16 protein-coding genes and 1 pseudogene are annotated in these 26,140 nt (G+C 68.3%); 8 read left to right on the top strand and 9 right to left on the bottom strand.

From position 1 onward, the window contains the following. Positions 1 to 57 precede the first annotated feature (57 nt). Together lolD and IG196_RS04835 are read right to left on the bottom strand one after the other, a co-directional pair. Positions 58 to 735 (bottom strand): lipoprotein-releasing ABC transporter ATP-binding protein LolD, encoded by a 678-nt coding sequence (lolD, locus tag IG196_RS04840; protein WP_101490942.1) that lies wholly within the window; start codon positions 733 to 735, stop codon positions 58 to 60. Next, positions 728 to 1,984, bottom strand: a complete 1,257-nt coding sequence (locus IG196_RS04835; protein ID WP_101490943.1) for a lipoprotein-releasing ABC transporter permease subunit — start codon at positions 1,982 to 1,984, stop codon at positions 728 to 730. Before IG196_RS04835 ends, lolD begins: the two co-directional genes overlap by 8 nt. 123 nt (positions 1,985 to 2,107) lie before the next feature. On the opposite strand from IG196_RS04835, the gene IG196_RS04830 reads away from it, so the two are divergent. The 4 genes from IG196_RS04830 to IG196_RS04815 all read left to right on the top strand — a co-directional run bounded on the left by IG196_RS04830 (position 2,108) and on the right by IG196_RS04815 (position 6,612). After that, entirely contained in the window at positions 2,108 to 3,076 is a 969-nt protein-coding gene (locus IG196_RS04830; protein ID WP_192195241.1) for a hypothetical protein, read from the top strand. Continuing rightward, a complete protein-coding gene (gene recJ / locus IG196_RS04825) occupies positions 3,073 to 4,794 on the top strand; it encodes a single-stranded-DNA-specific exonuclease RecJ (protein WP_101490945.1) in 1,722 nt (573 codons plus the stop codon). The genes IG196_RS04830 and recJ overlap by 4 nt, the downstream gene beginning before the upstream one ends. A 77-nt stretch (positions 4,795 to 4,871) precedes the next feature. Beyond that, on the top strand, positions 4,872 to 5,465 hold the full coding sequence (locus tag IG196_RS04820; protein WP_101490946.1) for a hypothetical protein: 594 nt from the start codon (positions 4,872 to 4,874) through the stop codon (positions 5,463 to 5,465). A gap of 130 nt (positions 5,466 to 5,595) precedes the next feature. Next, the gene (locus IG196_RS04815) at positions 5,596 to 6,612 is read left to right on the top strand and encodes an SDR family oxidoreductase (RefSeq protein WP_192195240.1); all 1,017 of its coding nucleotides are present in this window, start codon (positions 5,596 to 5,598) and stop codon (positions 6,610 to 6,612) included. Here IG196_RS04815 and IG196_RS04810 read toward each other — a convergent pair. The 6 genes from IG196_RS04810 to IG196_RS04785 all read right to left on the bottom strand — a co-directional run bounded on the left by IG196_RS04810 (position 6,566) and on the right by IG196_RS04785 (position 22,578). Then, complete coding sequence (locus IG196_RS04810; RefSeq protein WP_263864229.1) at positions 6,566 to 7,297, bottom strand: erythromycin esterase family protein; 732 nt, start codon at positions 7,295 to 7,297, stop codon at positions 6,566 to 6,568. The two genes, IG196_RS04815 and IG196_RS04810, sit on opposite strands and share 47 nt — an antisense overlap. 58 nt (positions 7,298 to 7,355) lie before the next feature. Then, complete coding sequence (locus tag IG196_RS04805; RefSeq protein ID WP_192195239.1) at positions 7,356 to 8,129, bottom strand: RNA polymerase sigma factor; 774 nt, start codon at positions 8,127 to 8,129, stop codon at positions 7,356 to 7,358. Between the two features lie 83 nt (positions 8,130 to 8,212). After that, positions 8,213 to 19,906 carry a filamentous haemagglutinin family protein gene (locus IG196_RS04800; RefSeq protein WP_192195238.1) on the bottom strand — a complete coding sequence of 3,898 codons (11,694 nt, stop codon included), beginning with the start codon at positions 19,904 to 19,906 and terminating at the stop codon, positions 8,213 to 8,215. A gap of 283 nt (positions 19,907 to 20,189) precedes the next feature. Further along, on the bottom strand, positions 20,190 to 21,194 hold the full coding sequence (locus IG196_RS04795) for a FecR family protein (protein ID WP_192195237.1): 1,005 nt from the start codon (positions 21,192 to 21,194) through the stop codon (positions 20,190 to 20,192). Positions 21,195 to 21,317: 123 nt separating this feature from the next. Continuing rightward, positions 21,318 to 21,803, bottom strand: a complete 486-nt coding sequence (locus IG196_RS04790; RefSeq protein WP_225616928.1) for an RNA polymerase sigma factor — start codon at positions 21,801 to 21,803, stop codon at positions 21,318 to 21,320. A 34-nt stretch (positions 21,804 to 21,837) separates the two neighbouring features. Continuing rightward, on the bottom strand, positions 21,838 to 22,578 hold the full coding sequence (locus tag IG196_RS04785; protein ID WP_192195235.1) for an energy transducer TonB: 741 nt from the start codon (positions 22,576 to 22,578) through the stop codon (positions 21,838 to 21,840). A 566-nt stretch (positions 22,579 to 23,144) separates the two neighbouring features. Here IG196_RS04785 and IG196_RS04780 point away from each other — a divergent pair. Together IG196_RS04780 and IG196_RS04775 are read left to right on the top strand one after the other, a co-directional pair. Further along, positions 23,145 to 23,360 (top strand): DUF2892 domain-containing protein, encoded by a 216-nt coding sequence (locus tag IG196_RS04780; RefSeq protein WP_412556367.1) that lies wholly within the window; start codon positions 23,145 to 23,147, stop codon positions 23,358 to 23,360. Between the two features lie 222 nt (positions 23,361 to 23,582). After that, entirely contained in the window at positions 23,583 to 24,026 is a 444-nt protein-coding gene (locus tag IG196_RS04775; RefSeq protein ID WP_192192104.1) for a universal stress protein, read from the top strand. Positions 24,027 to 24,078: 52 nt separating this feature from the next. Here IG196_RS04775 and IG196_RS31960 read toward each other — a convergent pair whose 3' ends face one another. After that, a complete protein-coding gene (locus tag IG196_RS31960) occupies positions 24,079 to 24,522 on the bottom strand; it encodes a hypothetical protein (protein ID WP_225617122.1) in 444 nt (147 codons plus the stop codon). Here IG196_RS31960 and IG196_RS04765 point away from each other — a divergent pair. Continuing rightward, positions 24,496 to 24,683: pseudogene (locus IG196_RS04765) on the top strand (hypothetical protein); the annotation flags it as partial. The gene IG196_RS31960 and the pseudogene IG196_RS04765 sit on opposite strands and share 27 nt — an antisense overlap. A gap of 148 nt (positions 24,684 to 24,831) precedes the next feature. After that, a complete protein-coding gene (locus IG196_RS04760; protein ID WP_225616927.1) occupies positions 24,832 to 25,857 on the top strand; it encodes an alpha/beta fold hydrolase in 1,026 nt (341 codons plus the stop codon). Positions 25,858 to 26,140: the final 283 nt, after the last annotated feature.

Here is a 26,140-nt window from a genome sequence, read left to right as displayed (position 1 = left end):
GCGCATCCCGTGTGCCGCGGGAAGCCCGAGGCCTCCCCTCGAGCGGCTGACCAACGCTCAGCCCGCCAGCCGCCCCGCCACCAACTGCAGCACGCGGTCGCAGCGCTTGGCCAGGTCCTGGTCGTGCGTGACCATCACGAAGGCCGTGCCGTGCCGGTGCGCAAGGTCGAGCATCAGCGCGAACACGGCATCGGCGGTGCTGCGGTCGAGGTTGCCGGTGGGTTCGTCGGCCAGCACGCAGGCGGGCTTCGTGACCAGTGCGCGTGCAATCGCCACGCGCTGGCGCTCGCCGCCCGACAGCTCGGCCGGCCGGTGGTGCAGGCGTTCGCCAAGACCCACGCTCGCGAGGATCTTTGCGGCGGCCTGCGATGCTTCGCCGGCCTCGACGCGGCGGATCTTCAACGGCATCGCGACGTTGTCGAGCGCGCTGAACTCGGGCAGCAGGTGATGGAACTGGTAGACGAAGCCCAGGTGATGGTTGCGCAAGCGGCCCTGCTCGGCGGCATCGGCATGCGCAATGTCCTTGCCGAGCAGTTCGACCTTGCCCGCGGTGGGCGCGTCGAGCCCGCCCATCAGGTGCAGCAGCGTGCTCTTGCCGGAGCCGGACGCGCCGACGATGGCCAGCGTTTCCCCGGCGTGCACGTCGAGGTCGACACCGTGCAGCACGGTGAGGTCGATGCGGCCTTCGTGAAAGCGCTTGGTGAGGCCGCGGGCCTTCAGGACAACATCACTCATAGCGCAGGGCCTCGGCGGGATTGACGCGGCTGGCGCGCCAGCTCGGATACAGCGTGGCCAGGAAGGCCAGGATGAGGGAAATGATCGCGATCGGCATGATGTCGCTTTGCTGCGGGTCGCTCGGCATCTTGCTGATCAGGTAGATGTCCTTGGGCAGGAAGCTGGCGTGGAAGAGCTGCTCCAGGAAGGGCACGATCACGTCGATGTTGTAGGCAATGCCCAGCCCCAGCAGCAGGCCGCCCACGGTGCCGATCACGCCCACCATGGCGCCCTGCACCACGAAGATGGCCATGATGCTGCGCGGCGAACTGCCCAGCGTGCGCAGGATGGCGATGTCGGCGCGCTTGTCGGTCACGGTCATCACCAGCGTGGAGACGAGGTTGAAGGCCGCCACCGCGACGATCAGCGTGAGGATGATGAACATCATGCGTTTCTCGACCTGCACGGCCGCGAACCAGGTCTTGTTCTGGCGCGTCCAGTCGCGGATGAGGAACTGCCCCGGCAGCGTGACGGCGAGCTGGTCGGCCACGTCGCGCGCTTCGTGCAGGTCATGCAGCTTGAGGCGGATGCCGGTCGGGCCTTCGAGGCGGAACACCTTGGCCGCGTCTTTCTCGTGCACCATCGCCAGCGCCGAGTCGTACTCGTAGTGGCCCGAGTCGAACACGCCGACCACGGTGAACTGCTTCAGGCGCGGCACCACGCCGGCCGGCGTGACCTGTCCGCCCGGCGCCACCAGCGTGACTTGGTCGCCGGGCTGCACAAACATCGATCGCGCCAGCTCGACGCCCAGCACGATGCCGAACTCGCCGGGCACCAGCTTGTCGAAGGTGCCGCCCTTGGCGATGCTGCCGGTGTCGGTGACCTCGGGCTCGAGTGCGGGATCGATGCCGCGCACGATGGCGCCCTTCATGTCTTCGCCGCGCGCGATGAGTGCCTGCGTGTTGATGAAAGGCGCTGCGCCGATCACCTCGGGGTTCTTGCGGGCGTCGGCCATGATGGCGTCGATGTCCTGCAAGGCCTGGCCGTCGCGCGAGAAGATCTCGATGTGCGACACCACGCTGAGCATGCGGTCGCGCACTTCCTTCTGAAAGCCGTTCATCACGCTGAGCACGATGATCAGCGCCGCCACGCCCAGCGCGATGCCGAGCATCGACACGCCGGAAATGAAGGAGATGAAGCCGTTGCGTCGCGTGGCACGGCCTGCGCGCGTGTAGCGCCAGCCGAGCTGCAGTTCATAAGGGAATCGCATCAGAAGCCCCGCCCCGTGGCCTCAAGGGGCATGGGCGCACCCGCGGGGGGCGGCAAATACACGGGGTGAGGGGCGAGGGGGTAGGTCATACGGTGGAATTGTGGCATCCCGGACAATAGGGAAATGGCCGAACCTCTCCCACGTCATCTGTTGATTCCCTTTGCCGGCCGCGGTTCCCCGGCTTGCCGCGCGGCGCTCGCGACCCTGCGGCTGCCGAACCTCGAAACCCTGCTGCTGCGCCTGACGCTCGCCGACACCGACACGCAGGACGACAGCACCCGCTCCCCACCGCACGAACGCGCGCTGGCCCGCGCGCTCGGCCTGCCCGCCGCCGACGACGGCTGCATTCCCTGGGCCGCGCTCGAAGCCCGCCAGACCGGCCTGGCCGCGCCCGGCGACCACGAGGCCTGGGGCCTGGTGACGCTGTGCAACTGGCAGGTCAGCATCGACGACGTGGCACTGGGCGATCCGTCCGCCATCGAGATCGACGCTGACGAATCGACGGCCCTGCTGGCCGTAGCACAGCCGTTCTTCGAGGAAGACGGCATCGCGCTGTACCCCTCCGGCACGCCGGGCCGCTGGCTCGCCCGCGCGCCCATCTTCGACGGGCTGGCCACCGCCTCCATCGACCGCGCCGTGGGTGACCCGATTTCGAAGTGGTCGCCGCTGGGCGACGCGTCGCGGCCGCTGCGCCGCCTGCAGAACGAGATGCAGATGCTGCTGTACACGCAGCGCGTGAACGACGAGCGCACCGCGCGCGGCGTGCCGCCCATCAACTCGTTCTGGCTCAGCGGCACCGGCGCGCTGACGCAAGACGTCGCGCTCGCTGGCCCGGCGCCCGAAGTCAGCGACGCCCTGCGCATCGCCTCATTGCGCGACGACGGCGCCGGCTGGGCTGCTGCCTGGCAGGCCCTGGACGCCGGCGCCATCGCCAGCCTGCTGAGCGACTACACCCGCGGCGCCGACGTGGCGCTCACGCTGTGCGGCGACCGCGCCGCGCAGCGCTACACCGTGCAACAGCGCGGCCTGGCCCGCTGGGCCAAGAGTTTGTTCGATCGCACACGCGCCGCCAGCGTGCTGGAGGCCCTGTGAAAATCATCGCTCGAGACATCCCCCCGCGCACCGTCTGGGCGCTGGAACAAGCCGGCGTGCATCCGCTGCTGGCGCGCCTCTTTGCCGCACGCGGTGTGCGCGGCAAGGACGAGCTCGACGACGGCCTCGCGCGCCTGCTGCTGCCCGACACGCTGCGCGGCACGCGCGAAGCCGCCATGCTGCTGGCCGACGCCATCGCACAGGACAAGCGCCTGTGCATCGTCGCCGACTACGACTGCGACGGCGCCACCGCCTGCGCGGTCGGCGTGCGCGGCCTGCGCCTGCTGGGCGCCAAGCACGTGAGCTACCTCGTGCCCGACCGCGTGGTCGACGGCTACGGCCTGACGCCGCCGATTGCCGAGCGCGTGGCCAACGCCGGCGCCGACATGCTGATCACCGTCGACAACGGCATCGCCAGCGTCGAGGGCGTGGCCGCTGCCAAGGCGCGCGGCCTGCAGGTGCTGGTGACCGACCACCACCTGCCCGGCCCCGAACTGCCGCTGGCCGACGTGATGGTCAACCCCAACCAGCCCGGCTGCGAGTTCGAAAGCAAGAGCATCGCCGGTGTCGGCGTGATGTTCTACGTGCTGCTCGCGCTGCGCTCCGAACTGCGCACGCGCGGCGTGTTCGACACCGCCACGCAGCCCAAGCTCGATGCGCTGCTGCCGCTGGTCGCGCTCGGCACCGTGGCCGACGTGGTGAAGCTCGACGCCAACAACCGCCGCCTCGTGGCGCAGGGCCTGCGCCGCATCCGCGCGGGCGCGATGCCGGCCGGCGTGGCGGCGCTGTTCAAGGCCGCGGGCCGCACCGCCTCGGCCGCGACCACCTTCGATTTCGGCTTTGCCCTCGGCCCGCGTATCAACGCGGCCGGCCGGCTGGCCGACATGACGCTGGGCATCGAATGCCTGCTGACCGACGACGCGGGCCGTGCCGACGAACTCGCGCGCATGCTCGACGGCATCAACCGCGAGCGGCGCGACATCGAAGGCGGCATGCGCGACCAGGCGCTGCTGCTGGCCGAGTCGCTGTTCGCGGCCGACGGCGAAGGCGTCGACGCACCACCGCCGGCCATCAGCGTGTTCGGCGCCGACTTCCACGAAGGCGTGGTGGGCATCGTCGCCTCGCGCATCAAGGACCGTTTTCATCGCCCGACCTTCGTGTTCGCGGCCAGCGCGGCGCCCGGCAAGGAGCAGGAGCTGAAGGGCTCGGGCCGCTCGATTCCGGGCTTTCACCTGCGCGACGCGCTCGACCTCGTGGCCAAGCGCCACCCAGGCGTGTTGCTGCGCTTCGGCGGCCACGCGATGGCCGCGGGCTGCACCGTGGCGCGCGAGCACTTTCCGGTCTTCGAACGCGCGCTGGCGCAGGTCGCGGGCGAATGGCTGGCCGAAGCCGCGCTCACGCGCCAGATCGAGACCGACGGACCGATCGCCCGCGAGTACATGCGCATCGACCTCGTCGACACGCTGCACCGCGAGGTCTGGGGCCAGGGCTTCGCGCCGCCCACCTTCAGCGAGGAGGTCGAGGTGGTGTCGCAGCGGCTGGTGGGCGAAAAGCACCTGGCGCTCAAGCTCAAGCACCAGGGCCAGCCGATCGATGCGATCTGGTTCAGCCACACCGAGCCGCTGCCGCCGCGCGTGAAGCTGGCCTTCCGGCTCGATGCGGACGAGTGGCAGGGCGTGCGCCGGCTGCGCTTCCTGGTCGAGGGGGCGGAGGTCTGACGCGGCCGGGGTGACGGCGGGCGCGCAAGCGTCCTAGACTGGAGGCCCATTCATTCATTCGATCGGGGCACTCTCGAATGCAGCAAGAAGCCATCTCGGCCCACGACATCTTTCCGCACATCCGTGTCGTGATGGGCATGGTCATCGGCCTGGGCGTCACCCGGCTGCTGTCGGGCGTGGCGCGCATCGTGCAGCACCCGACGCAGTACCGGCTCTATGCCGTGCACCTGGCCTGGGTCGCCTCGGTGCTGCTGGCGCTGGTGCATTTCTGGTGGTGGGAGTTCGGCCTGTACCAGATCGACAGCTGGACCTTCGGCACCTACGCCTTCATCGTCAGCTACGCGATTCTTCTGTTCCTGCTGTGCGCGCTGCTCTTTCCCGACAGCATGCAGGACTACGCGAGCTACCAGGACTACTTCTACGCCCGCCGCGCATGGTTCTTCGGCTTGCTGGCCGCCACCTACCTGCTCGACGTGGTCGACACGCTGATCAAGGGCGAGGCGCACTTCGCCCGCTTTGCGATGGAGTACCTCATTCGCACGCCCATCCTCGTGGGCCTGTGCATCGCGGCGGCCCGCTCCGCCAACCCGCGCTTTCACACGGCCTTCGTCGCGGGCACGCTGGCGTACCAGCTGTCGTGGATCTTCCGGCTCTTCGACACCTTGGATTGATCGGCCGGGCCGTGCGCGGCTTCGGATTCCACGGGCGCGCGGTCGGGACGCTTTCCTACGCATGTGACGGCGCAGCGTTTTACGGTGGCTATTCGAACGCAATGTCGAACGCCAGACCGCAGGAGCCGCCATGAAATCCACCGCCACAGCCACGCCGAGAAAAACCGGCAAGACCGCCGCTGTCACCGCGCGCCATCGCGCCGTGCAGAGCAGCCAGGACGCCAAGGACCGCGCCACGCAACCCGAATCTGAGAGCAAGAAGAAAGCGCCGGTGCAGGCTGGCCATCGGCCGCTGCCGGCCAACCCGATGCCCGAGCAGCACCTGACCAAGCCGGGCCTGGAAGCCGAGATGGCGCTGCGCCCGCGCTTCGAAGCGCCCGACTACGTCGGCAGCGGCAAGCTCGAGGGCATGAGCGCGCTGGTCACCGGCGGCGATTCGGGCATCGGCCGCGCGGTGGCCGTGCTCTATGCGCGCGAAGGCGCCGACGTGGCCATCGTCCACCTCGACGACGAACAGGAGGACGCCGAAGAGACGCGGCGCCACGTTGAAGCCGAGGGCGCGCGCTGCCTCACGATCAGCGGCGACGTGCGCGACCCAGCCTTCTGCCGGCAAGCGGTGGACGCCACCATCGCGGCCTTCGGCAAGCTCGACATCCTGGTCAACAACGCGGCGTTCCAGCTGCATGCGGCATCGATCGAGGACATCAGCGACGAGCGCCTCGACCTCACGCTGCGCACCAACATCGCTGGCTACTTCCTCATGGCGCGCGCCGCCGTTCCGCACCTGGGGCGCGGCAGCTCGATCATCAACACCGGGTCGGTGACGGGCCTCGAAGGCAGCGCGCAGCTGCTGGACTACTCGGCCACCAAGGGCGCGATCCACGCCTTCACCAAGTCGCTCGCCAGCAACCTGCTCGAACGTGGCATCCGCGTGAACGCTGTGGCACCGGGCCCGGTGTGGACGCCGCTGAATCCGGCGGACCGTCCCGCGGAAGAAGTGAAGGACTTCGGCAAGCACACCGACATGAAGCGCCCGGCCCAGCCCGAGGAGCTGTCGCCCGCCTATGTGTTCCTCGCGGCGCCGAGCTGCGCGAGCTACATCACCGGTGTGGTGCTACCTGTGACGGGCAGTGTGGGCGCGGTGTAGCGCGACTACATGCCGAAGGGGTAGGTCTCGGGCGCCTCGGCGTCCGTCCATCCGGCTTCGCGCTCGAGCGGCGCCACCGCACGTGACGCGTCGAAGTGGAACACCGCGTCGAACTGCGCGGGCAACTCGGCGAAAAGTAATGGCTCTGGCGTTCGGTTTCGGGACGGTAGATGACGCCGATCGCGCGCTCCAGCCGCGATTCCTGCAGCGCCGCAAGGTGGCTGCCTGCGCCGCGCAGCGGCAGCATGAACCGGTCGATGCCTGTCGCATGCAGGAGGCCCTCGTAGCTGTCGGCGCGCGACGGCACGACCCGCTTGCGCTCGGCGGCGGCGCCCCAATCGGACGCGGCCGTCACGGTGCCGGCGTGCGTGGTGAAGCCGACCAGCACCGCATCGCGGCCATGGCGTTCGCGCATCAGCTGGCCCACGTTGAGTTCGTCGCGGCGCCCGCCCATCTCGGTGGCGCGCGCGTCGCCCAGATGGGAGTTGTGGGCCCACACCACGATCCGGGGGCGCGCGCCGCGCCATCCGAGGTGGCGTTCGAGTTCGTCCAGCGTCTCGGCCATGTGCCGATCGCGCAGGTTCCATGACGACACATCGCTCAGGTACATCGAGCGGTAGTAAGCCTCGGCGTTCTTGACCAGGCGGGCGTTCTGTTCGGCGCTGAAGGCTTCCTCCCGGTTCACGGCGGGCCATCGATCAAGCTGCGCTCGGATGCCCACAGCCGTTGCGATGGCATGCGGTTCAGGCGCCCGTCGGCTTCGGTGTCGGCTTCGGCATCACACGCAGGGAACGCCGAGCGGTGCGCACGCCGGTGGATACCTCTTGACCCATGTGTTCGGCGCAGTAGTCCAGCGCCTGGCACAACGCGGTGTCCACGCTGCGCAGCGAGATGCGCAGCCAGTCGGCCACCTCCTGGCGGCTCTTCTCCTCGATGCGAAGCCCGATCAGCGCCGAACGGTGGCGGCGCGGCAGGCGCTCCATGGCGCGTTCGAAGGCTTGCAGGTCGGAGCGGGCTTCGGCGATGAGATCGGGGCCGGGGGAGTGATCGGCCAGCGCCTCCAGTTCGGACGCCACGTCGGTGGCGTATTGCCAGGGGCGGTTGCTGCGTAGGCGGTCCATGGCGAGGTTGCAGGCGACGCGGTAGACGTAGGCTTCGGGGCTTTGCACGGGCTCGGACACGGTCATCTCCCCCAACCTCAGCCAGGCATCGTGCAGGCAGTCGCTGGCCAGGTCGGGGCAGCCCAGGTGGCGCTGCAGGCGCTGGCGCAGGCGGGTGTAGTTCGCGGCAAGGAACTCGCGCAGAACAGCGCCGTGGTTTTCGGCGGGGGCCTCGGGCGCAACCGCCTCCATCGCCGTGAGCAGTGCAGGGCAGTGCCACGCCCCCAGGTCCGCGAGGGTGTGGCCTCGGTGATCGTGTGCAGGACGCCGCGCGTTCGGCACCGGCGCGTCGGTGCGACGCCAGCGCAGCGCGGGTGCAACGGCGGCAGGGGCAGAAGCGGGGTGGAATGCGTTCATGGCGGATCCTGAGCAACGGGTTCCCCAGCCGGCTTGCCGCCAGTGCGGGGAACAGGTGAGAAACGCGATTTCGGTGGGTTGGCCTAGCGGTCCTGCTGCAACAGGCGTCGCTCGTCCGCGGTCAGGCGGCCCAATTGGCGCGGGTCGAAGTGCTGACCATTGCCGACGAGCTGTACCAGGTTCGAGGCGTCATATCGAGGGACGCCGGACTGCAACCCCGACGCAGGCGCTGCCGGCTTGTTCGAATCGTCCCGCTCCAGCCGTTCATTGCCGAACCCCAGCACTCGCACGGTGAAGACCGAGGGCAGGTTCTGCCGAGCCGATGCCCGTTCGCGCTGCATCGCATCCTGCGCCGCCATGGCCGCCGAACTCGCCGCGGCGCTGGCGTTGGTCAGCGCGCCGATGTTCACCGCGGCCACCACCGGCAGGCCCGTCGATTCGCCTTCGACTTGGATGTTGTCCGCATTGAACACCTGCAGCGCGGCGATGTTGAGGTTGCTGGCAACGCGGATGCCGGCGTCGCCGGCGTTGATGGTGCCCTTGGGCGCCACCAGGTCCACGTCGCCCTCGCCCACGGTGCCGATGCCGCTGCCGCTCATGTCCAGCTTTTCCTGCACCATGATGTTGCCGTCCGGGTCCGCGGTGGTTTCCGGTGCCTGCGCCACGCGCACGGTCTTGGCGCCGCGGCCGGCGTCGATGTCGCCCAGCGTCGCCCACAGCATCTGGTCGCTGCCCAACGGGTTCGCCTTCGACACGAAGGACAGCAGGCGCGAGCGGTTGACGACGATGTCCTGCTCGGCGAAGACGTTGACCTGGCCGGGCGAAGCCAGCGTCACGAGACCGTAGCCCTCGGGCACGGCCGCACCGAGCGCGGCCACCTGCAGGCCCCCGCCGGGCGTGAACACGTTGATGTCGCCGCCCTGGTGCGTGCGCACTGCCATGCGCGTGGCGGCAATGCCGCCCCGGCCGGCCCAGTCGCTTTGCCAGTCGCGCGGAATGTCCTGCGCATAGCGCACAGGCCGCTCCTGCGCATGCCCGTTCCGGAACAGGGTGTCGATGGCCGCGTAGCCCCGCTGGTAGCCGCCGTTGAGCGGCTGTTCCTGCGCATCGGTCAGGTTCTGGTCGCGACCGCCTTCACGCAGTTCGTAGGTGAACACCTGGCGCAGGAACTGCTGGCGCGCGAGCGCCGGCAACTGCCGGTAGTGCTCCCAGGACTGCTGCGGCGACAGCGCCTTTTCCCCGGTCATGCCCTCCACGAACGACACCAGCCCGCGCCGGGTGATCTTCTCGAGGGTCCCGCGCGTTTGCGAGCCATCGGTCAGGTACAGCGGCACCAGCGTACCGTCGGCCAGCGTGGTCTTCAGGTAGTCCGGCATCGCGGCCACGTTGGCCGGATTCAGGTAGGCCTGTTCGAAGGCCTCGTAGCTGGCGGCTTGGTTCATGCCGGCCATCAGCGTGATGTCGGCACCTTCGCCAGGCAGGGCCTTGATGATGTTCGTTTCCTCGCCGTGCGGCTTGGCCGAAACGTACTCCCAATAGCGGTTGGCGTTGGTGTACAGGGAGAAGTTGTTGCCCTGGATGTCGCGCCCGGCCAGCAGCAGCAACTCTCCCGGCCCTTGCAGCGCGACGCGGCTGCCCCTGTCGTAGTGATACGCCTCTGCGCTGCCGGTGTAGGGCGTGTAACGGTGCGTCAAAGGCCTGTTCGCGACCGCCAGGATGTCGTTGCCCGCAGCCATCAGGGTGGTGTCCGTGGCGCGCAGGTTGCGCGCGCTCAACTCGAAGTTGCGGATGTCGGTGCCGGCCTGCACGTGCACCGATTCCGACGCGATCAGGTTCAGGTCGGTGATGGAACCATCGCCGGCGTACAGGCGGCTGGGCGTGAAGTCGTGCGCCTGCATGGGCAGTGCATCGGGGTTGTCGAACAGTTCCGCGCCATTGAGGCTGTTCGTCAGGAACGTGTTGTTCACCGAGAAGCCGGCGTAGACCGACTTCAGCGGCGCGCCGAACGCCGAGGTGCCGTCCAGCATCGTCGTGAGGCCCGTCCACGGACGCAAGATCGACGGCCATCGGGCCAGCGTGCTCTGGGCCATGACGATGGCGCCCGTATTCAGCAGGCTGTTGCCGCGCAGGAAGCGCAGGTCCTGCGCCGCCAGCAGCGACAGATCGCTGGTGTTCGCCGGCGCCATGGCGAGCAGGCCGCCGACATCGATGCTGCCGCCCAGGGCCGAGACGCTCACTTTGGCAGGGTACAGGCCCACCATGTCCGTCTGGAGCTTGGTGTCGGTGACGCCGCTTGCCAGCCCGGTGGTGTTGCCCGCGTCATTGCCGGCGACGTATTCCGACTGGTTCACCAGGTGCACATTGCCACCGGCGGACACCAGCGTGACCGCACTGCGCCCGGTGTAGCTGTTCATGAACATCCCGTGGCTCGCACCGCCATCGACCTCCCTGTCGGCCTGATCGATGTAGGCACGGCGGATGGCCATGGGATCGACCACGGTCTGCAGGGTCAGGTCACCGAGCGTCTTCAGCTTGAGTGTGGCGTCCGACAGCGCCAGCACGGGCGCGATGTCGTAGGCATAGGCCGCATAGGGCCAACCGCTCGAGGTGCCGGTCAGGACATAGCCGGCGGCGCTCGCACCGGCTTCGATCTCGCCCGCGCCGCGGCCCACGTAGTACTGGCCGGCCTTCAGGGTGCCGCCCGCCGTCACCTGCAGCTGCCCGCCGTTGCGGGTCACGATGGCGGCTTCGGCATCGCCGGCGGAACGCCCGTTCGTCACCCGCATGGTGCTGGGCAATGCCACCACCAGGTTGACCAGATCACCTCCGGCCGAAAGCCGCAGGTTGCCGCCGCCCAGGGCGCCCAGGCCCTGCTGGAAGGTGGCGTAGTTCACCCACCAGCTCGGCTGCTGGCCTTGTGCGGACATGACGGGCGCCCAGGAAGGGCCGACGTTGTACGGATCGTAGTAGCCCGTGGGATTGTCGGACTCGCCCCCATAGCGCCCCTGGCGGAACAGCCATTCGGTCAGTATCTGGTCCGAACGCGAACCCTGCGCGGTGGGTGCCCGCACATTGCCTTGCGCCGCGATGTCCACGTGGCCACCTTGCGCGCCGTACTGGGCGTCGACGCTGGCGGTGCTGAATCGCCCGCCCAGCGTGGGGTCGGCCTCGGCCCGGCCGGCCGTGTAGAGCGCCGAGTCCTTGTGCGCCAGCACCAGGTCGCGCCCGGCGCGCACCGTCAGGTCGCCGCTTCCGGTGCGCACCAGCTTGCCGGCGCCGCCGGCGCCCGGTTCGGTGTCGGCCGTGCCCACGCGGATCGTGCCGGCATCGGTCGCCAGCGCGCCCAACGCCCGAGTGGCCAGCGCATCGACGGAACCAAGGTCCGCGCCCGACACCAGGCGCAGGTTCCACGAGTTCGCCTGCTGCAGTCGCGCTGCCTGGCCGGCACCGTTGTCGCGGCCAGCCATGTCGAAGCCGTCGCTCAGGTGGCCATTGATGTTCAGGTTGCCGCCGGCGCGCAGTGTCAGCGTGCCGGCGCGGTGGGCCGCGCCGAAGCTGTCGAACAGGTTCCAGTCGCTGCCGAGCGTCAGGTCGCCCGCACTGGCGATCTCGATTCCCGCCGCCAGCGTGTAGCCCGCGGCATTGCCGCCCAGCCGCTGCAGGATGCCTGTGCTGCCGGCAAAGGCGTTGGCCTCGCTGATCGCCTGCGGCGCCACGGATTCCACCGTGCCATCTGCGCTGGCATGGCGACGCACGCCTTCCAGCACCGCGGAACGCGCCCCCTGCACGACGGCGTCCAGCGCCGTGACGTTCAGGCCGTCGTTGCCTGCCGTGCGCTGTGCCCGCAGCCGCAGCTTGCCGCCTTCGCCTCCGCTCAGGTCCAGCGTGCCGCCGGCCAGGTGCAGCTGGCCGTCGACGGCCTCCAGGTCGATGCGACTGCTGCCCAGGCCATCGATGGCGTCGGTGGCGCGAGCGGCCAGCATCGCGCCGGGCTGCATCGTCAGCCCGCCGCCGCCCACCAGGCGGATGCTGCCGCCGTACGCGGCATCGGCCTCGATGCGCGCCGCGCCGTCGATGGTGATCATGCCCTGGTCGGTGATGACTTCGAAGTCGGCCACGCGCGTGGTGCCCGCGAGGGTCAGGTCGCCCTGGCGAACCCGGAACCGGCGCGATTGGCTGAACCCCGTGTCGTTGAGCGTTTGCGCCAGCGCGCCGAAGTCGGCCAGTTGGTCGATGGCGAGCGCGAAGCGGCCGCCGTTGCCGTTGCCGTTGCCGTTGCCGCCGGCCTGTGCCTGCAGCGCGCCGCCGAAATTCACGCGTCCGCCGGCCGACGCATCCACGGTCAGGCTGCCGGCATCGCCGCCGCCCGGATGGGCGGACACGTCCAGCAGGCTGCCCGCAGCCAGATCGATCAAGCCACCCCGGGTCGCCAGGCTGATCTGGCCGGCGTCCACGTAGCGCGCCACGTCGTGGATGGTTTTTTCCAGGCCGCCGGCGCGCAGGCTGCCGGAGCCGGTCAGTCTCAGGTCGCCCGTGCCGGCATCGACCGCGATGCTGCCGCCCAACGTCAGCACCGGCAGCGCCAGGGTCACGCCCTGGCCCGACAGGCTCAGGCGCGCGCCGAGGCTCGCGCGGCCGAGTTCGTCCAACGCGGCCGTGTCCAGCGCGGTCCCCGCTTGTTCCAGTACCAACGCGCTCTGCGTGTGCAGCGTCTGGTCCGAGCCGGACAGCCCTTGCAGCGCCGGAGCGCGCAGTGTCAGAGTGGCCGTACCGGCATCCAGGCCGCCAGTGCCTTCGCCGACGATGCGCCGGCTGGCCGACAGCAACACGCGATCGAAGCCGGACAGGGTCTTGTCGCCTTCGCCCAGCACCAGTTCGTCTGCCGTCAGTTCGAGGCGGCCGCCGCCCGCACCGGTACCGGTCGACGGCGCGCCGGTGTTTTGCAGGGTCAGGTGCGAAGCCTGCACCTGCACGGTGCCGGCGCCATGGCCTTGCAGGGCCGCGGCGTCGAACACCACCTGCGCCAGGCCGCGCATGTCCAGCGCGCGATGGAAGTCCAGGCTGCCGTAGCTGTGCAGCGTCAGCGCCTGGGTGCGCGACAGCTGCGCCAGCGCGTCGTCGTCCAGCACCAGACCGCCGCTGCCGCCACCGATGCCGATGCGGCCCGCGGCCACCGACAAGGCCGTGCCCGACAACTGCGCGCCGGCCGCCATCTCGGTGGTGTGGGTGGCGTCGATCAGCAATGCCGCGCCGCCCTGCAGCAGCGCGTCGGCGCCGATGCGCACTTGCCCGCCGACCGCGGTGTCCACGTTCTCGCGCAGTGCCCGCACGGCCTTGCCGCTGCTCACGCGCACCAGCGCGCCCCAATCTCTGGAAGGTGTCGTGATGTGGTCGTCGCCGGTGTCGTTCGGCGTGTTGTTGTCGCTCCAAACGGCCGCCACCTGCGGTTTGAGCACCAGGTTCACCTCTTCGCCCGACGCCCGGCCGTCCGCGCGCAGCACGCTGCCCGACTCGACCGACACCTGATTCGTCGCGGCCAGAATCACTTCCGGGCCGCTCAACGCAGTACCCGCCGTGTTGCGCAGCACCACGGCGCTGGCGGCCACGTCCAGCTGCAGGCCCCGCGCATCGCCCGTGCGCGTGCCGCCCACCAGCAGGCTGCCCGCACCGAAGCGCGTCAGGCTGCCGGCATCCACGACCAGGTAGCCGTCGGCCCGCAGGTCGCTGTCGTGCTGCCCCGCCCCGACGATGGCGATCTTGGCGGCGGCGATGTCCACCAGGCTGCCGCGTCCGCCCGCGTCGGGCTGGGCGCGCAGTTCGCCGTCCAGCGTCAAAGCGTGGGTGGCCTTGAACACCACCGCGCCGCCGTCGCGCGGCAGACGCGGGGTCACGACGTCCTGGCCCGTCAGACGGTATTGCGTCAGCTTGAACGCATCCGACCCAAAGAAGACATTGCCCCGGGCTTCGTTGTATTCGCTGACCTGGCGCACCAGGGCGCCGGGCAGCACGCGCCAGCCCGAGACGGCGATATCCTGCGCACCGCTGGTCGTGTCCCGCGTGCGCCCGCCCACGATCGCCGAGCCGTCGCGCAGGCCGACCACCTTGGCGCCGGATGCATCCCAGCCCGGCAAAGCCAAGTCCGCGCTCTGCACTGCAAAGGCGCCGGGCAGCAGCGCATAGCGTGCCGGCAGCAACGTATACCAGCCGGCAGCCAGGCCACCGCCGGCCAGCCAGACCTGCCGGCCCGCCGCGCCGCCCGCCACGGGCGACAGGCCCTGGTAGCCCGGCAGCACCGCGTACATGCCCGGCAGCGTCAGCACGTCGTGCGAGCCGCCCGAGCCGGGCACGTGTTCCCAGGCGTGCAGTTCACCGCCGCCCGCGATGTCCACCACTGCGCCCGCGGCCATGGCCACGTCCGGCGCTTGCAGCGACACGCGCTTTTCAGGGAGGGAAGAGAGGTAGCGGTTCTCGTCCAGCGGGTTGGCATCACCGCCGTTGGCGCGATTGCGGCCCGAGGGGTTGGCCGGGTCTAGCCAGTACTCGGCGTTGCGCAGGCTGCCATAGAGCACGTCCAGGCCGGCGCCAGACACCGAGGTCAGGCTGTCCGCGCCCAGCACCAGGCGCTCGCCGGCGTTCAGCGCGATCTGCCCGAAGGGCGCGCGCAGCACGCCATGCTGCGCGATGGCCGGGGCGGTCAGCGTCAGGCTGCCGCCGGCCGACAGCGGCGCGGAGGCCGTGCCGTTGCCACGCACGGTGATGGATTCGCCCGACCTGATTTCCGCCGTCACGGCCGTGGCCGGGTAGATCTGCGCGGCCTTGATTTCCAGCGCGCCGGGCACGTCCAGCGTGGACCTGAGCTGGGCGTCGTCGTAATCGGTGCCGCCTTCACTGTAGGCGCCCGCCACGAAGCGCAGGTCGCCGGTTTCCAGCACCGTGCGTTCGAAACCGTGCAGCTTGACGGACTGCGCCTCGCCATTGCCGCCCTTCACGCTGCTGCCCGCGATGTCGATGGCCTGGCTGGCCGACAGGATCAATTCGCCCACCTTCGTAGCGGCGGTGCTGGCCGCGCCCGCCAACGGGTTCAGTTGCAGATGGTGGGCGTGCAAGCGCGCCACGCCGCCCTGGCCGTCGCTGCGGATGACCGGTGCGGTGATGCTCAAGCGCCCATTGATGTTCAGGTTCACACCACCGGAGACCTGCACGCCCACTTGCGTGGAGTGCAGGTTGACCGCCGACAAGCCCGTGCCTTGCAGCGCCGCCGCCGAGACGTGCAGGGTGCCGTCGGTGGTGCCGATGCTGCCGATATTGATCTTGTGGCCCAGGGCCGTTCCGGTCCCGCTCCAGAAGTACTTGTTGAGCAGGTCCACCACCTTCTGGTCGATGGCCGTGTTGTATTCCCACGGTGCCAGGTGCCCACCCGGTCCGGCGGCCATCGCCGGGCCCGCATCGATGATCAGCCCGTTGCTGCTGGAAACCGACGTCGGCAGCGCGCTGTTGATCGCGGTGCGCATGGCGCTCGCCATCTTCACGTCGCCGGCATACTCGTCGTGCACGTCGAGGTTGCCGCTGGTGCCGATGATCCGCGAGTATCTTTCTCCGTCGAACGTGTAGGTTCCGGCCGGATTCTTGTAGAAGAGGAAGGAGCCGATGTCCGGTGCCACCAGGTCCCCCGACGCACTGCTGGCCGCGCTGGTGTCCATGATGGACAAGGAGCCGCCCGCCGCCTGGGCATTGCCACCGTGGGCGCGCAGCGTGGCGTTGATGGCGCCGCCGTTCGACGCCGCAATCGCCACCTCGCCGCCGTCACTGCCCCATTCCTGCGTCACGCGACGCAGCGGGCCGAGCGCACCCGCGTCGCGCATCCAGTGGTCCACCGAACCCCGCGTGCCCGATACGTCGATCAGGGCGCCCGCCTGCGCGTCCAGCGTGCCGGCGGTCAACGTGACCTTGCCACCCGGCAGCACCTGGCCTTTGCGCAACTGCGTGGCGGGATCGCGAAAGACCTGCGCCGCCCCGGGCAGCAGAAGTTCGGCTCCGTCGGCCAGCGTCAGGGTGTTCTTGGCACGGATGTTCAGCGTGCCCGCAGGCGCCAGGATACGGCCGGCCACGACCACGGACGCGCGCTGCTCGGCGCCGTCCGCGTCCAGGGACACCGCGCCGCCGGGTTCCACTTGGATGGTGGCGCCCGCGTCGATGCGGATGCCCCCGCCGGACGCGCCGGTGGCCAGCGACAAGCTGCCCGGCGCGCGCGCAGCGCGACGCTGTACGCCCAGTTCGTCCAGCGCGACCGGGGCCAGTGCCTGGCCCAGCGAACTTCCGCTGGGCAGCGCCCGCAACGCCGTCACCGCCGCAGGCAGGTCCCAACCCGTGGGCCGGATGTGCGTCCGGGCACCTTCCGCGACCACGATGTCCCCGCCGATCGAGCGGATGCCGATCGTGCCGAAGCCGCGCTCGGCGAACAGGGTTTCGGGCAGGTGAAGGGTGTCCGCGGTGGCAGGCGCAGCGCCGCCCACCTGCACGTCGCCCGTGGCCCGGATGGTGAGCCGGGACGCATCGCCCCCCGACCCGCCGCGCAGGTCCAGCGTACCGAGCGCCTTGCTGTCGAAGGCCATCAGGGTCAGGGCGCCGCCGTCGCCGGCCTGCGGCTTGCCGACCCCGCGACCTGACGCGGCACCGGGCAACCAGCCTCCGCCGGAGACGTCCAGCACCGCACCGGCGGCCACGTCCACCTTGCCGTACACCGTGCCCAGCCCCTCCTTCACCGGCGTGCCCAGCGTGATGGCGCCACCATGGATGGCGCGGCCCAGCGTGACGCCGCCGGCGGTGTCGTTGACCCACTGGCCCGCGACGCTCAGCAGGCTGTGTGCGCCCAGGCGCAGCACGCTGTCGGCGACGCCGCCCCCGCTCAGGGTGATGGTGCCGCCCGGTGCGATGAGGCTGCCCTGGATGTCGAAATTGCCGGGATTGCCCTGGCCCTCGTAGACCGCGGCCGTGAAGCTCGCGCCCGGCGCCAGGTTCACCACCGCGTTTTCTTCGAGCGCGAAGCCGGCGCTCAGGTTCAGCGCCATGGTGCCCAGCCCGGAACGGCTGAGCCCCGCGGCCGACAGCCAGGTGGTGCGGTGCGGCCCTGCGCCCGCGCCGGGGGACTGCCCTTCGGGCTCGGTGAGGAAGACGTCCTCTCCGAGCCGGCTGTCGATCGCGAAACCGGCCGGCAGCAGCGCGGGCCGGTCGCTGATGACGACCTGGCCCAAGGTCCACATGCCCTCCTGCGCCCGGTCGGAGCCCAGCGTCAGGCGGCCGGCCCGGGGCAGGTCGGCCTGCTGCTGTGCGCGGTCGCCCGGCTGCACCGAACCCCTGAACTCGCCTTCGAGGACGAAGGCGCTGCCGGCCAGGATCTCGATCGAACCTGCCTGCCGGCCTTCCACGTAGCCCGGCTCCCAGCGCCGCCCCGACAGCAGCGGATTGACATAGGTCTGCGTGACACCCCAGCGCGCATGCGACTGCTGGTACTGGCCGGCAATGCCCACGTAGGTCATATCCGCCGGAGCGGACGACATGAGATAGCTGCGCCCGTCCGCGCCGCGCAGTAGGGTTTCGGTATTCCAGCCGTCGCTGTAGCGCACCGACCCGCCCGACACGTCCAGGATGGAGCCGGGCCGCGTGATCACCGAGCCGTTGGATCGGACGGTGATGTCGCCACCCCGCGCCGCCAGTTCGGACAAGGTGATCAGGCCATTGCCCACCCAGCCCGTCACGTCCGCCAGCGGGGTACCGACCCAGACGCCCTTGACCGGCTTGCCGGACTCGTCGGTGACCCATTCGACGCCCGCCATCAGGCCGGTGAAGCTGCCCGACCTGCGCCGATCCACGATGACTTTTTTGCCGTACAGCCAGGTGCCGGACTGCCGGCGGGAGTCGCGCAGCTCGTTGATGCGCAGTTCGGCCTCGACGAAGTTGCTGGCCATGTCCACCGGCATTTCCAGCAGGCCGGCGGTGCTGATAGTGGCGTCTTCACCGATGAGGATGCGGCTGCCGTCGCCCACCTGGGCGTTGCGGATCAGGGCCGCGGGATTGGCCTGGGCCTGGATGTCAATGTGGCCCGCTGCCGCGGTCACCTGCGCGCGCGCCTGCACGTCGATGGTTTTGCCGTACAGCTCGATGCGGCCGGGCTGGTAACGCTGGCCGATGGCACCGCTTTCGATCTTGGTGAGGTCCCGCCAGTCGTTGACGACCTGGGTGATGCTGTCCGGTCCCAGGGTCAGCGAGCCGCCCGACCAAGCCGCAAGGTGAGTGGCGGCGGAGTCCAGGGAATTGTCGATGTTGTAGACGCCCTGGCCCCAGGCGCGCAGGCGGATGGACCCCGCCCGATTGTTCAGCGCCGTGCTGGCCTGCAGGATGCCGTTCTGGCCGATCTGGCGCGACACCATGGTGATGTCGCCGTGGTCTGCCTGGATGGTGCCGGTGTTCAGCACGCTGTAGCCGACCTCGGCCGCGCGCTGCTCCATCAGCGGCATGATGTCGGACACGATGCGTCCGATCAGATATTGCTGGTAGGCAGTGCCCGCCATCGGATTGACCGCATATTTGGCCGGGAAGGCCCAGGGCCGCACCGCCGAGGCGACGGCATCGAAGCCGCGCACGGTGGGACTGATCTCCTTGGCTTCCAGCCAGACGTTTTCACCCGCAGCCAGCAGCGTCTGACCGCCCGGCGTCAGGATGCGGCCGGCATTGCTGACCTTGGGTGCGAACAGCAGCACGTGGCCGCCCTGGCCCGTGATTTGCGCGCCCGCCTGCACCTCGACCTTGCCCGGGGCCGCGCCCGGATGGAAGGCCGGGCCCATGTCATCGAACAGGACGGACGAATCCTCCGGCATCCGGGTGGGGTTCTCGCCGAACGTGGGAACCCCCATCGCGATCTCCAGCCCGCTCCAATAGCCGGGGTCGCCCGGCTTCGCCCCCAGGCGCGCATTGATGCCGGCCTTGAACTGTTCGTCGCTGAGCTTCAGGCTGGAGGCGACGAGGTTGCGCACGTTGACCTGGCTGTTTCCCGTGAAGACGATGCCGTTGCGGTTGATGAGGTAGACGCTGCCCTCGGCCTCGATGCGGCCGGCGATTTCGCTGGGCCGGCCGCGAGGGTCGTTGATGCGGTTGAGCGCGACCCATTCGTTGGTGCCGGTCTTGGCGTTGGTGCCTGCGCGCTGGTCGAACTTCACCGTCGTGTGCTTCCCGACGTTGAAGGTCTCCCAGTTCAGGATCGCCTTGTCATGGGTCTGCTCGATGGTCACCGTGGTCTTGCCGCCGCTCGTCGACTGGGTCGGGTCCTTGGCGTTGAGCCAGCCGGCGGTGAGGCGGTTGGTGTCGACCTTCAAGCCGCCTTCGCCCAGGCCCTCGGGCACATCGGAGGGTGCAGCACCCGCAGCACGCCGGGCGGCCTCCTGCGCGGCCTGCTGGGCGGCGATCCCGCGTGCGGCTTGATTCAGGTTATGGATCGAGCGCTGCAACTGCTCGTTGGCGCTGTGCTGCTGCTGGCCCAGCGGGCTGGTCAACGAGGATGCGGGCATGCCATTGGGCAGCTTGCCGGTTTGCATGGCGGTGTTCTGCACCGCCCCTTTCGCAGCGAACCATGCCGGGCTGAAGGCCTGCCCGGCATGCGCCGTGCCGATGACACCGCCGGCGGCCAGCGTCATGGCAATGGCGCGAGCCAGGGGCGCCATCCGGAACACGCGTTCCTGCCTGCGTTTCGAGGGAGCCTTGCCGTTGCGTGCGCGTGGGGTCATGTGAGTTCTCGCCGAAGTTGCATCGATGCGGTTCGGCTGTCCGACCTTGCCGGGCGGCCAGCCACTTTCCGGGAGTTCTGCACAGACAGAGCGGTGAGCGATCACCGGTGTCTGCACAAAAATCGCGATGGGCTAAGACGAACGGCCTCCCCGAAATCCCCCAGCTTTTTTTGCGGCGCGTGTCTTCTCCGAGTGATGTCGACGTCCCTCACCGCATCAATGGCGCACGACATGCCCGCGACATGCGTGCACGTCATCCGGATGTCACGGCCCGCGCGGCGCGTCAGCTCAGGAGGTACAGGCCCGCCGGCAGCGAGCGGCCGTGCAGGTCGAACATCCCCTGGATCTGTGAGAGCGCCGAATCGAGCGATGCGATCAGGAAGCGTCCGCTGAGCCGGTAGTCGCGCGCGGAGGACTTCATCAAGACGACCTGACCGGGTCGATAGCGATTGATCTCCTCGAGCACCTCGCTTAAGCGCACCTCGTTGAAAACGAGCGCTCCCTGGCGCCACGCGGACACGGTGTCCGGCTCGACGTTGGCGACACCGCCGACAGCGTCGATGCCATAGAGGGTCTGCTGGCCTGCCTGCAACCGGCGCACGCCCGCCGGATGCTCGACACGCACCGCCCCTTCGAGACAGTTCACGCACGCCCGGCCTGCCAGATACCGCACTTCGAAACGCCCCGACTCGGCCACGCTGCGGCCGGCGCCGGCCATGACGACGAAACGCTGGCCGGCAACCGGCAGATCGATGGCCGCTTCGCCGCTGAGCAGATCGATGCCCGCCATCTCGTCGTCCGCCGCATGGCGTCGAATGCTGGTCTGCGTATTCAAGGTGACCTGCACCCGCGAAGCCAGCGTGACAGCGCGCTGCTCGCCGATGCGCGTGCGCTCGTCGGCATCCCATTCGCCCGGCGCTGGCCAGAGGCCACCGGGAGGATGCACCACAGCCATGCCGGCGACACCCGCGACGGCGGCCGCGCTCACTGCCGTGCCCAGGAAAGCCCGGCGGCTGGCGGCTGGGCCGCGCATGGCGCGCCGGTGGAGGGCCGCGGCTTCGGGATCGGCCCGCAGGAACTCCATGCCCATCGGCTTCAGGGCCTCCCAGCGACGCTTGGCCTGCACGAACGCGGCCTGGTGAGACGGGCTGGTGCGCAGCCAGCGCTGGAAGCCCTCGGCGTCGACTTCCTTGACCTCGGTCGAGGTGAGCAGGCGCAACCAGACCCGGGCCTGCTGTTGCAGTTCCTCAGCCGTCGGTGGTGGGCGAGCGTCAGCGGACGTCTTCATGGCATCTCGGCGCAGGGCGAAACGGGTCGCCTGCGCGGTGACGGGACCGCGCAGGCGCGTGGGGCTTGAGGTTTCTCACCCGCTAAGACGAACGGCCGCACGCAAATCCCCCAACTATTTTTTTCAGTCACGGTTCAGGTGCGCGTCCAGGTAATCATGTGCGCGCTTCAGTTCGTGTTCCACCGTGCGCAGCGAGACGCCCAGGCGCCGGGCCACCTCCTTTTGCTGCAAGCCTTCCACGCGCACCATCATCAGCACCTCGCGGCGACGCGGGGACATGCGTTTCATGAGCTTGAGCGCCGCCTCGAGGTCTGAACGGCTTTCAGCCGTCTGCGCAGGCCCGGGGCTCGGGTCGGACACCTCCAGTAACGCGCTGACGGCATCGTAGGGCAGCGTGCGGCTTTGCCGGCGCTGGATGTCCATGGCAATGTTGACGGCCACGCGCACCAGGTAGCCGGTGGGGCTCTGGATCGGGTCTTCTTCCTCCGGGGCCTTGCTCTGGACGCGCAACCAGGTGTCCTGCAGGGCGTCGCTGGCCAGTTCGCCATTGCCCAGCAACTGGGTCAGGCGCAGCTTGAGGCTGCCGTAGTGCTTGGCCAGGTAGTCCATAAGGAGCGGGCGTGAGTCTTCGGCCATGCGCGCGTCAACCCGCTTCGTTGCCGCATTGCGGCGCGCTGCTGCCGGCGTCGCGCGGCAGGACGATCATCGTCAACGGTTGCGCCAGGTCCGGTGGCGGGGAGCGATCGACGCGCACGCGCTTCAACGTGGCCAGCACGGCGGAATCCCGGTCCGGATCACCGGTCGTTGCCAGCAGACGCGGATGCTGTATTTGCCCTTCGGCATCGACCTGGAAACGCAGCAGCGAACGGTACCGTCCCGGCGCCGTTCGCGGATCGGCGCACAGGGCCTGCCACACGCGCGCCTGGACCCAGGCGCCGTAGTCCGTGTCCACGCCTTCGGTGCCGGTGCCCGTGCGCGCGGTGTTCGTGGTGGCGCCGGCCTCTTTCAGAATCAGCGCGTCGGCCGGGCCGCCGTGGACGTTTTCCACGATCAGGCCCGTGCCTTCGAGCAGCAGGCGCAAGGCCGCTTCGGGTGAATAACGCCCGTGCACAGGTGAGGAGGTGCGACCGACCACCATCTCGCCGCGGAACAGCGTCGGCCGGTTGGAGTGCGTGGCGTAACGCTTGAGCGCCGCGCCCAGCGGTTGTGCCGGGATGTCGAAGTCGAGCGGCGCGCTGTTGAAGGCGGGTGCCGCGGCTTGGCTGCCCTGCAAGGGCTGCGGCGGTGTCTTGCGGTCATCGGACGCCCACGCCGATCCCGCCAGCCCACACAGCAGCCACCACACGGCGCCGCCATGGATCAGTCCTGCCGCGTGCGAGCGCATCCCGGCCGATCCTTGCGCCCCACATTGCCGCGAGCGACGTCAAGCCTGAGGCCAAGCCGCCGGCATGGTGACAGAAGGTGTGATCGGCTCGGCAAGGGTAGGCACCATGTGGGAATCTGCCATGGTGTCAGCCGCGCGTGACTGCCTTATTACGCGATAGCGTTAGTGCACTTTTCGTGGCGGTGGAACATCTTGAACTTCCAACCGATGCAGAAATGATCACCCCAGGGGACAGTCGAGAGCAGGTTCGCATAACCTGGGAGGGGCGTGTCGCGATCTCACGATGATTGGCAGGTCTCAAGCTGAGTTTGAAGCCCGAGGCGTACCTGCCGAGCAACCTATACGCTTCAAGTGCGGACTGACCGCCCCGCTGCCTCGTAGTCAGCCGTTCAGCCTTCAAAGTCCGACCCGTTTTGAGCATGCAGTCTTGATCAAGGCTGGAACGCCCCGCACTGCGTCACCGCCGGTCATTTGGAGCAAGGAGCCGCCGCCGCAGGGATCTTGATTTTTCTCAAGGTCCAGGCCTGGTCGGGCGCGCAGGATGATCCCCGACTCAACCCACGGTCATGGAGCGTCCAATGTCCTTCTTCTCACGCAATGTCGGAACCCTCGATCGCGCAGTGCGCATAAGCGCAGGCGTGCTGTTGATCGCCTTGGCTGCGATGGAATCCATCGGCGCCTGGGGATATCTTGGCGTGGTCCCTCTGGTGACCGGCGTGTTTGGCAACTGCCCGGCGTATTCCCTACTGGGGTTCAGTACCTGTGCTCCTCGCACACACTGAATTCAGGATGCACTCGCGTCGTCCCAGCACACAGAAACGCATGTCTGCCGGTGCATGGTGGTTCCTGGCGCTGTGCGTCGCACTGTGCGCCATCGCGTTGTGGTTCGGCTTCCGGGCGTTCATCTCCTTGATCACGCTGGATTGAGAGCCCGGTCATTGGCTCTCATCGATCTTCCGAAGATTTCCCACCGAACTCACACGACACATACCGGAGACCTTCTCATGTTCAAGCGCATCCTGGTTGCGACCGATGGCTCCGCACTCTCTCAGAAGGCGGTCGCAGCCGCGATTGCACTTGCAGCGGACCACGACGCCGATCTGGTGGCACTCAACGTTGTGCCTCGCTACCCTCGAAGCTACTTTGAAGGCTCCGTGCGCTTCTCCGCCGAAGAGATTGGTCGCGTGGAAAAGCAATGGGCCGACAATGCGCAAGCAATGCTCGAAAAGGTCAGCGCGCTCGCCGGGAAGAGTGGCGTGCGCGCCCGAACAATCACGGTCAACTCGGATCTCGTTGGCGAGTCGATCCTCACCGCCGCGAGGAAGCACAAGAATGACTTGATCGTGATGGCCTCGCACGGGCGAAAAGGCATCAAGCGCATCCTCCTGGGAAGCGAGACACAGCACGTGCTCGCGCACTCCACATTGCCTGTCCTGGTGCTTCGGTAGTGGGGACGGAGCAAAAGGTCTGAGCGGTTTCTTAAACCTGCCGGGCGTGCATCTAGCGGAGTTCGGCGCGGCCCGATGGCGTGATGCGCAAGACGACACCTGGAAGATCGAGCGTCTCGCTATCGGTCGGAAGGATCGCCTCGACCAGGTCCGTTGCAACTAGCAACGACAGATCGCGCAGGTCCGCCGGGTCAGTCACGGCCCACGGGAGCGTTGCACTCCCAATCCTTCTAAGAAAATCCTTCGGCACCAGGCGCTCCTTTTTTGGCAGCGGATGAGTGTAATTTTCCCACCTCCCAGAATTGCTTTCGCCCGCCTTCGCGCAGGTGGTTCTTGGTGGCTTGCCGATGGCGATGGCGGCATTGTTCACGAGGATGTCCAGGCGGCCGAAGGTAAGGACACCGTCCTCCCAGTTATTTGGGCGGTTCGCCGACGGCTGGCGTTGAGAAGGCAAGCACTTCTCCCCGATTACCTGCCGTACCTGTGGCTCAAGCAAGACCGCTCCGCTTGGTTGCTTGTGCCAGCCGGGATCAGCCTGGCACTGTCGCCTGGCTGCTTTCCCTGCACCCAGCGGCGGCTGGTCGCGTGTATGCCGCCTACGGCGGGGTTTACATCGGCGTGGCTATCCTGTGGCTTTGGTCGGTGGACGGAATTCGGCTCTGGGCCATTTCTCATCCCATCTCGGTCGCCTATCCACCAATCCCCCGCCACTTGGATTACAAAGAGCAAAGAGGCAATTTCCGCGTGAGCGATGCGCCATGGCCCGGCGGTCCGTCACCGCACCCTGGGCCAATGAGGTCGAACAGTGAAGCCCTCGAAACTTCAAGCACTGGGGATCGGTCTTGGGGGCGCGATTCTCGTTGCCGCGTTCGTTTTGACAGGCATTGTTTACGAGCGCGTCGGTCAACACCGCGCCGCCCTGGACTTCCCCCCGCCCGGAAAAATGGTCGATATCGGTGGTCGAAGTGTCCAGCTAAGTTGCCAAGGCTCCGGCGTGCCCACAGTCGTGTTCGAAGCAGGATTGAGCGTTGACGGTTCGCTGAGCTGGTCAGCAGTCCAGGGGAAGATCGCTGCGCACACTCGGGCATGCGCATACAGCCGCCCGGGGTTGATGTGGAGCGATCCTTCGGATGCTGCTCCAGATGGCAAGCGTGTGGCGATCGAACTTCACGCGACGTTGATCAACGCAGGCGAACATGGTCCGTTCGTGCTGGTTGGCCACTCATTGGGCGGTCTCTACGTCATGAGTTTCACGAGGCATTTCGGCCGCGAAGTGGTGGGATTAGTTCTTGTTGATCCCTCCCATCCGGAGCAGGTCGAGCGCGTCGCTGGCTTGATGACGGAATCCCGATCCATGCTGTCTCGCATCGGTGTGGCATTCGCGTGGTCCGGCATCCTTCGCGCGGCAGCACCGGTGCTCCTGCCGCAGGCACCGCATCAGAGTGAGCGCGATGCACGAGCAATTCGCGCCTACGCTCCAAAATCATTGAGTACGCAACTCGCGGAGAGTGACTCGACCAACAGAACGCTCGCCGAGGCGCGTGCCTTTCGGGATCTGGGCAGTCGTCCACTGGTGGTGCTTACGGCAATGGCTCCGTACACCACGGCGGAACTCCGGGGGATGAAGATCACGCCCGAGCAGGGCAATCAGGTTCAAGCCATCTGGAAGCAGCTGCACGAAGACCTCGCAACGTGGTCCTCGCGAAGTCGACACCAGCTACTGGCGAATTCCGGGCACAACATTCAGTTCGACGACCCCGATGCTGTGGTCGACGCCGTTCTGTCCGTTATCAACACGGTTCGAACGGACGGAAGACCTGAATCCCCTTGAGCGTGAATCAGTGTTGCCGAATGCTGGCGCTGAGATCACAGGAAGAGATCTTCGGCATGCTGTGCCCACCGAGGCAGCTCCAAAGCAGTGACTCGGCAGTGACCTGGAAAGGTGTCATGTCGCCCTCTATTGAGGCAGTTGAGTAGCCACTCTACTGCTCAGGATGTTTTCGCACCGTGCGTTGGCGCACAGACCGAAGTCCAAGGCTGTTGGCGCCGATCGGAACTTAGCCGCTCCGTTGACCGTGGCCCAGTGCGCAATAGCTCATCACCAGTGCGCCAAC

Source organism: Variovorax sp. 38R (assembly GCF_014843395.1).
GTDB lineage: Bacteria > Pseudomonadota > Gammaproteobacteria > Burkholderiales > Burkholderiaceae_C > Variovorax > Variovorax paradoxus_H.
The sequence above is the reverse complement of the archived record's forward strand: the minus strand, read 5'-3'. Positions and strand labels throughout refer to the sequence as shown.